The sequence below is a fragment of the Dactylosporangium sp. NPDC005572 genome, from assembly GCF_040605515.1.
GTDB lineage: Bacteria > Actinomycetota > Actinomycetes > Mycobacteriales > Micromonosporaceae > Dactylosporangium.
This window is the reverse complement of sequence record NZ_JBEXCY010000336.1, coordinates 997-8,338: the sequence shown is the minus strand read 5'-3', so window position 1 is coordinate 8,338 and position 7,342 is coordinate 997. Positions and strand designations below refer to the sequence as shown.

General features: G+C 76.7%; 8 protein-coding genes. 6 read left to right on the top strand and 2 right to left on the bottom strand.

The features are described from left to right. The first annotated feature begins 286 nt into the window (after nucleotides 1–286). Nucleotides 287–967 (top strand): hypothetical protein, encoded by a 681-nt coding sequence (locus ABZS66_RS58930; protein ID WP_354773310.1) that lies wholly within the window; start codon nucleotides 287–289, stop codon nucleotides 965–967. Here the strand turns inward: ABZS66_RS58930 and ABZS66_RS58925 are convergent. After that, nucleotides 964–1,347, bottom strand: coding sequence for a hypothetical protein (locus ABZS66_RS58925; RefSeq protein ID WP_354773308.1), 384 nt, complete (start codon nucleotides 1,345–1,347; stop codon nucleotides 964–966). The two genes, ABZS66_RS58930 and ABZS66_RS58925, sit on opposite strands and share 4 nt — an antisense overlap. Before the next feature lie 55 nt (nucleotides 1,348–1,402). Here ABZS66_RS58925 and ABZS66_RS58920 point away from each other — a divergent pair, with 55 nt between their 5' ends. The 5 genes from ABZS66_RS58920 (at nucleotide 1,403) to ABZS66_RS58900 (ending at nucleotide 5,807) form a co-directional block, all read left to right on the top strand. After that, nucleotides 1,403–2,233, top strand: a complete 831-nt coding sequence (locus tag ABZS66_RS58920) for a GNAT family N-acetyltransferase (protein WP_354773306.1) — start codon at nucleotides 1,403–1,405, stop codon at nucleotides 2,231–2,233. A gap of 37 nt (nucleotides 2,234–2,270) precedes the next feature. Further along, nucleotides 2,271–3,467: a histidine kinase gene (locus ABZS66_RS58915; RefSeq protein ID WP_354773304.1), complete on the top strand. Its 1,197-nt coding sequence runs from the start codon at nucleotides 2,271–2,273 to the stop codon at nucleotides 3,465–3,467. Beyond that, on the top strand, nucleotides 3,464–4,129 hold the full coding sequence (locus tag ABZS66_RS58910; RefSeq protein ID WP_354773302.1) for a response regulator transcription factor: 666 nt from the start codon (nucleotides 3,464–3,466) through the stop codon (nucleotides 4,127–4,129). Before ABZS66_RS58915 ends, ABZS66_RS58910 begins: the two co-directional genes overlap by 4 nt. 117 nt (nucleotides 4,130–4,246) lie before the next feature. Further along, complete coding sequence (locus tag ABZS66_RS58905) at nucleotides 4,247–5,071, top strand: alpha/beta fold hydrolase (RefSeq protein WP_354773300.1); 825 nt, start codon at nucleotides 4,247–4,249, stop codon at nucleotides 5,069–5,071. A 55-nt stretch (nucleotides 5,072–5,126) separates the two neighbouring features. Beyond that, a complete protein-coding gene (locus ABZS66_RS58900; protein ID WP_354773298.1) occupies nucleotides 5,127–5,807 on the top strand; it encodes a class I SAM-dependent methyltransferase in 681 nt (226 codons plus the stop codon). Nucleotides 5,808–5,809: 2 nt separating this feature from the next. Here ABZS66_RS58900 and ABZS66_RS58895 read toward each other — a convergent pair. Beyond that, nucleotides 5,810–7,342, bottom strand: a 1,533-nt coding sequence (locus ABZS66_RS58895; protein WP_354773296.1) for a LuxR C-terminal-related transcriptional regulator, incomplete at its 5' end; no start/stop codon positions are given.

Genomic DNA, 7,342 nt, shown 5'->3' with positions numbered 1-7,342 from the left:
CGCCGGCCGTGCTGCTGGCGATGGGCAACTGGCTGTCCGACAAGTACGCCGAGGGACGGCCGCCGGCGTGCCGCGCCCGGTCTCGGACGTCGGCCCGCTCCCCGGCGCGGTCTCCGGTGCGCCGGCTGGGCCGGGCGGTGGGAGATCGCTGCCGATGTCGGCGCCGCCCTACGCCGCGTCGCCGGTGTCCGTGCCACCCGGCTCGCCCGCGGCCGGCGAGTCCACCCCTCCCTCTCAAGCCGGATATTTCCGGAATGTCGGTCGAGGCGGGCGGAGCGACAGCGCCGTGGGTGGTCGGCGGCGGGCGCGAGCGGGCGGCGGGCGGCGGCGGACGGCGGTGCGGATCGGCGCGGTGGTCGCCGGGCTCGCCGTGCTCACGGTCGCCGGGATCACCGCCTACCACAAGCTCTATGACGAGCCGATCGACGTGCCGGTCGCGCTGTCGCACTACGACGGCACCCGCACCGTCGACAACCTGTGCGACCACCTCGACCTCAGCGCGTTCCAGGCGCTGTTCGAGACCCAGGACCGGCCGGACGAGCCCCGCTTCACCCCGTCGCAGCAGGGCATCGACGCCTCCTGCCTCGCCGACCGGGTGCACGACCGCGGCAAGGTCCGGGCGAACATCGTCGTCAGCGTCACCGTGCGGGAGGGGGCCGAGAGCGCCCGGATGGTCCACCAGGTCGTCGCCGGCGCCGCGAGCGTCAACGACCAGCCGGTCCAGCTCTCCGGCCTCGGCGACGAGGCCGTGCTCTACACGATGCGCAACGCGTCGCAGCAGATGCGGTCCGAGATGACCTTCGTGCTCGGCGTGCTCGACCACAACCTGGTCTGGGCCGTCCGGGTCAGCCTCCAGCGCACCGACCCGGTCGGCTGGACCGCCGTCGAGCAGAACGACGTGCGCGACCGGATGACGGCCGCCACCCGCGCCTCGTTCCCGGGGGTGACCGCCCTGCTCCTGCGTTAGGCCGTGTGGAAGTCGGTGAGCCTGGCCGGCGGGGGCGGTACCACCTTCACGCCCTCACCCGCGAACAGCTCCAGCTCGTGCAGCCGCCCGCCTACCACGTGCAGCACCGCGTCGACCCGGCCGGCGGTGGCGGCGACGGCGACGTGGTCGTCGCGCCGGTACTCGCTCATCGCCTTGACCGCCGCGCGCGGCAGTGCCGGACCGGTCGTGGCCAGCCGCACCGACGCGCAGCCGCAGTCACACTCCGCCGTCACCCGGGCCGACGCCAGCTGGGCGGTCAGCTCCTCGCGCGCCGCGAACCCGACCAGCGCGGCGAGCACTGCGCGCTCCGCCGGGGTCAGCGGGCGCGGTTCCGGCAGGTCGGCGAAGGCCACGCTCACGCCGGCAACTCTCGCACCCGGCATGAACCGCCGCCACCGGGATAGGACGAGCGCCGTGGAAGCGGAGACGGCCGAGGCCGAGTTCATGTACCAGCTCGTGGTGAACGCCCCGGCCGGGATGCGCGCGGCCCGGGGCATGGCCGCGGAGCGGATCGGCGGCGGGGTCGCCCTGGCGATGCGCGACGACCCCGCGCGGTACTGGAACAAGGCCCTCGGCTTCCCCGGCCCCACCGGCCCGGACCTGCTCACCGCCCTGGCCGGCTTCTACCGGCGGCACGGCGCCACCATGGCGGTGCTGCAACCGGCCCCGGCCGCGCTGCCGGCCGGCTGGCCCGGGCTGTGCGCCGAGTTCGGGATCACCGCCGCCGACACCTGGCTGCAGCTGGCCTGCCCGATCGAGGCGGCGACGACGGCCCCGCCGCCGGCGGCGGCCGAGGTCGAGGTCGGGCCGGTGGCGCCCGGCGACGCCGAGGAGTGGGGCGCGGTCGTGGCCGGCGCGTTCGGCATGAGCCCCGGCATCTACGGGCCGATGCTCGCCGCGGTCGTCGGGCATCCCGCGTTCCGGCCGTTCGCGGCCCGCGTCGAGGGGCGGATCGCGGGCGGGGGCAGCCTCTTCGTCCACGCCGGCGTCGGCGTGCTGAACTCGACGGCGGTCGATCTACGGTACCGTAACCGCGGCATCCAGACCGCGCTCATCCGCACCCGCATCGCCGCGGCGCGGCACCTCGGCTGCCGGGTCGTCGCCGCACAGGTGGTGGAGCCGGTGCCCGGCACCGTCAACCCGTCGCTGGAGAACCTCCGCCGGGCCGGGCTGCGCCGCCTGTACCGCCGCCGCAACTGGGTGTGGCGCGCGGCCACCGACGAGGTGGTGCCCCGGATGTCCTGACACCGGCGTGACACCGCGCGTCGGTTACGGTGGCCGTGTGCGTAGGACATTGCGGGACCTGCGGGCCTTCCTGGTCGGCCCGGACCCCGCAGTGCACCCGCGCACCCGGCTCGGCCGGTCGCTGCCGCTCGTCGCCGCCGTCGCGGCCGTGCTCAGCGGCCTCCTCTCGTATGAGTACCTGCACGGCAACGGCGGCGGCAGCGGGTTCTACCGGACGCTCGTGTCGATCCTCACCGCGGCCCCGATCGCGCTGCTGCCGACCCGGCCGCTGCTCGCGTGGCGGTTCGCGTGGGTCGTCTCCCTCTGGACCGGCCTGACCCTCGACCTCAGCGACGGCACGCCGTGGCCGTGGCAGCCGCTGCAGGTCCTGCTGTTCCCGCTGATCCTGGCCGTGGTCTCGATCCGGCACCGCCGCGGCGTGCTGGTCTGGGTCTTCGCCTCGGCCCTGGTGCTGGTGCTCGCCTTCACCGACCCGGAGAACGTCGCCGGGCTGGTCCTCGGCGTCGTCGCCGTCATGGTCATCGGCGACCAGATCCGCCGCCGCCGCGAGGTGCAGCGGGCCCTCGCCGAGGAGGAGGAGCGCACCGAGCTGGCCCAGGCCCGGCGGGCCGTCGCCGAGGAGCGCAACCGGATCGCCCGCGAGATGCACGACGTCGTGGCCCACCACATGTCGCTCATCGCGGTGCGGGCCGAGACTGCCGTCTACCGCATCGAGGGTGTCCCGCCCGCCGTCGCCGAGGAGTTGGCCGCGATCGCCGGCACCTCCCGGGAGGCGCTCGCCGAGATGCGCCGGCTCCTCGGCGTGCTGCGCGGCGCCGACCAGCCCGCGCCGACCGAGCCGCAGCCCGTCCTCGACGACCTCGCCGGCCTCGTCCGCGACGCCCGCGAGGCCGGCGTCGAGGTCGCCTTCGCGCCGTTACCCGGCGCGCGGGTACCGCCCGCGGTCGGCCTGGCCGCCTACCGGATCGTCCAGGAGGCGCTGTCCAACGCCCGCCGCCACGCCGCCGGCGCGCCGGTGCGCATCGCGCTCACCCGCGACCGCGGCGCGCTGCGGGTGCGGGTCCACAACGGGCCCGGCGTCGCAGAAGACGGCGGGGGCGCGGGGCACGGGCTGCTCGGCATGCGCGAGCGGGCGGCCGCGGCCGGCGGGACGCTCACGGCCGGCCCGGTCGCCGACGGGTACCTGGTCGAGGCGATCCTGCCGCTCGACGACGACGGGGACGGTGCTGAGTGATCAAGGTGATGATCGTCGACGACCAGGCGATGGTCCGGCAGGGCTTCGCCGCGCTGCTGGCCGCCCAGCCCGACCTGACCGTGGTCGGCGACGCGGCCGACGGCGCCCAGGGCGTGGCGATGGCCCGCGAGCGCTCGCCCGACGTGGTGCTCATGGACATCCGCATGCCGGTCCTCGACGGCCTCCAGGCCACCCGGCAGCTGCTCGACGTCGCGCCCGGCCTGCACCGGCCGCGGGTGCTCATCCTCACCACGTTCGACCTCGACGACTACGTGTTCGAGGCGTTACGGGCCGGCGCGTCCGGCTTCCTGCTCAAGGACGCTCCCGCGGCCGAGCTGGTGAACGCGGTGCGGGTCGTCGCGTCCGGCGAGGGCCTGCTCGCCCCGTCCGTCACCCGGCGGCTCATCGAGCAGTTCGCGGCCCGGCCGCGGGCGGTCCCGCACCAGCCGGCGCGGCTGGCGGCGCTGACGCCGCGTGAGACCGAGGTATTACGCCTCGTCGCCCGCGGGCTGTCCAACGGGGAGATCGCCGACACCCTCGTCGTCGCCGAGCAGACCGTGAAGACGCACGTCAGCCGGGTGCTCACCAAGCTCGACCTGCGCGACCGGGCGCAGGCGGTCGTCTTCGCGTACGAGACGGGTCTGGTCGCCGCCGGCGAGTAGCACCGGGTCGCGTACGGACGGGGCAGGTCGCCGCCGTCGAGTAGTACCGGGGTGCTACGCCGGGATGGCGCCGCGGGGTGACGATCCGGGCCATGCCCCGTCCCTACCGTCCGGGGCATGCGCAGGCTGCTGGCTCTCCCCGCGATCGCCCTCTGCTGGGCGGTCCTCGGCCCGACCCACGTCACCGGCGTGCCGGCACCGCTGGCGATCCACAGTGGACGGTACCCGGACGGGCGCGCCCTGGAGGTCGTCGGCGACCTCACGCGGGCCCGCACGGTCGTCGTCCTGGTGCCCGGCGTCGACACCACCGCCGCCAACTTCGACACCGGCCTCGGCGGCGTCCAGCGACGGTCGCCGGCCTGGCAGGCGCGGCAGCTCGCCGCCGCGATCGACCGGCCGGACGTCGCCGTGGTCGCCTGGCTCGGCTACGAACCGCCGGAGGGGGTGCGGCTGGCCGCGGTGCGCGAGGACCGGGCCGCCGCGGGGGCGCTCGCGCTGCGCGCGTTCGTCGCCCGCCTGCCCGGCGACCGGATCGTGCTCGTCGGCCACAGCTACGGCTCGACGGTCGTCGGCCTGGCCGCGCCGCACCTCGACCGGCGGGTCACCGACCTGGTCGCGCTCGGCAGCCCCGGCATGGGCGTGGACCGGGCCGCCGACCTGCACACCACCGCGCGGGTCTGGGCCGGCACCGCGGCCACCGACTGGACCCGCCGCCTGCCCGGCCTGCGGATCCTCGGCGCCGGCCACGGCACCCACCCGGCCGACCCGGCGTTCGGCGCGCTGTCCCTCCCGGTCGACGGCGTCGAGGGCCACGACGGCTACTTCGTGCCCGGCACGCCCACGCTGACCGCGCTGGCGACCCTGTCCCGCGGGGAGGCCCTCCCTTCCGCACCCGCCCCCGGGCAGGCGCTGCCTTCCGCGCCTGCCCGCGGGGAGGCGTGATGTTCCGCCGCCTTCTCCCTTCCGCACTTGCCGCGCCCACCCGCCGGGAGGCCTCATGTTCCTCGTCGAGGAGATCGTCCAGTGGTACCGGGAGTACGCCGCCGACCTGCGCCGCGCCCGCGACGAGCAGCGCGAGCTGCGGGACCGGCGCGACCTGCGGCCGCGGCTGGACGACCTGGAGGCCGAGATCGCGTACCTGACCGTCCGCGCCCTGCGTCCGGCCGTCGTCGTCGAGCTGGGCGCGAGCCACGGCTGGTCGACCACCTGGCTGCTGCGGGCGCTGCGCGACAACGGCGCCGGCGAGCTGCACTCGTTCGATCGGGGCGTCCACGCGCCGCGCGTCGTGCCGGCGGAGCTGTCGGCCGGCCGCTGGCACTTCGCCGCCGGTGACGTCCGCGCCGCGGTGGTGCCGGACGCGCCCGGATTCCTGCTGGTGGACGCGGCGCACACGGTGTCGTTCGCCCGGTGGTACACCCGGACGCTCTTCCCGGCCCTGCGCCCGGGCGCCGCGGTCGCCGTCCACGACGTCTACCACGGCCGCCGCCCCTGGCCCCGCAGCGAGGGCGCGGTGGTGCTGTCCTGGCTGCGCGGCCGCGGCGTCGGCCACCTGACCGCCTCCCGCGCCGCCGACCCGGACACCCGCGACCGGCTGCTCGGTCTGAAGCACAAGCTGCACCTGTCAGCCCCGGTCCACGACCGCACCCGCGACCCGATGCTGTTCTTCCGCGTTCCCTGACCCTAGAGAAGCCCCAGCTCGTGCGCCCGCACGACCGCGTCGCGGCGGCGGTGGACGCCGAGCTTACGGTAGATGTGGGCGAGGTGGGTCTTCACGGTGTTCGCGCTGACGTGCAGGTCGGCCGCGATCTCGGTCACGGTGAACAGCCCGGCGAGCCGCCGCAGCACGAGCAGCTCCGAACGCGTGATCCCGTCCCCACCGTCGACCGCCGCAGCTACCGCGCCGTCCGGACTCGCGGCGTCGTGCGGGACGGCGGCGGCTCCGGCCGCGGGCTCGGCCGGCCCGCGCCGCGCGCCAGGTGGCATCGGGCCGTGCGGGTTGCCCGGTGGGGTCGGGGCGTGCGGGGTGGGTGGCGAAGCCTGGCCGGGCGGGGCGGCCCGTGGGGTCGGACCGTGCGGGGTGCCCGGTGGTGTCGGGCCTTGTCCGGCGGCCGGTGGGGTCGGGGCGTGCGGGGTTCGCGGCAGGGTTGGGCCCTGCGCGGTGGCTGGCTGGGTCGGGGCGTGCGTGGTGGGTGGGGGTAGCGGGCGGTGGGACGCGGCGGGTGGGGGTGGCGGGCCGGGGGACTGCAGGGACGGTTCGAGCAGGAACGGGCGGACGATGCGGGCCGGCGCGGCCAGGTCGTGGGCCTGGCGCCGCAGGTTGGCCGCGTGCGCGGCGTCCCCGGCCCGGGCGGCCAGCCGGGCCAGCAGGAGCAGCGCCTCGATCCGGTGCAGCAGCGGATGGTCGGGGCGCTGGGCCACCGGGCGCAGCAGCCGCTGCCCGTCGGCGACGACGTCGGCGGTCGGCGGGCGGGTCAGCAGGAGGCGGACCCGGACGAGCCGGCCGGCCGAGCGGGTGAGGTTGCCGGCGTACCGCCCGGCGTGCCGCTGCGCGTCGGCGTGGTAGCCGGCCGCGAGCAGCAGCTCCACGTGCAGGCGGTGCACCTCGGGCGGCACCGGCAGGCCGTCGTGCAGCAGCCGCCGGGTGGTCCGCAGCGCCGCGCCGACCTCGCCGCGCTGCTGGTCGATCATGGCCAGCTGGAGGTACTCGGCGCCGGTGAGGGCCGGGTCGCCGTGCCACAGCCGCACGGCGAGCGTGTCGAGGCGCTCGGCGGCCGCGTCCAGCTCGTCGCGCTGGATGTGCACCGCGGCCAGCACGACGTCGGCCCAGCCGGCGTCGACGGCGCCGGTCGCGCCGTGCCCGGCGAGCGTCCGGTGGACCTCCTCGGCGTGCCGGGCGGCGGCGTCGAGCGCGCCGGACTGCAGTTCCGTCATCGCCCGGTACCGCACCGCGCCCGCGTGCGCGACCGGCCCGCGCTCCCGGGCGGCCGGCAGCCACCGCCCGAGCAGGGCCCGGGCGTGCAGCGGCTGGTCCCGGCGCAGCGCCTCCCGCACCTCCCGCGCGAACGCGCCGAGCGGCTCGCCGACCGACGGCTGCACCGAACCTGAAGCAGCCGGGCTCAATGCAGCCGGACCCAATGCAGCCGGCTCCGAGGTGGCCGGCTCCGAGGTGGCCGGCTCCGAGGTGGCCGGCTCCGAGGTGGCCGGCTCCGAGGT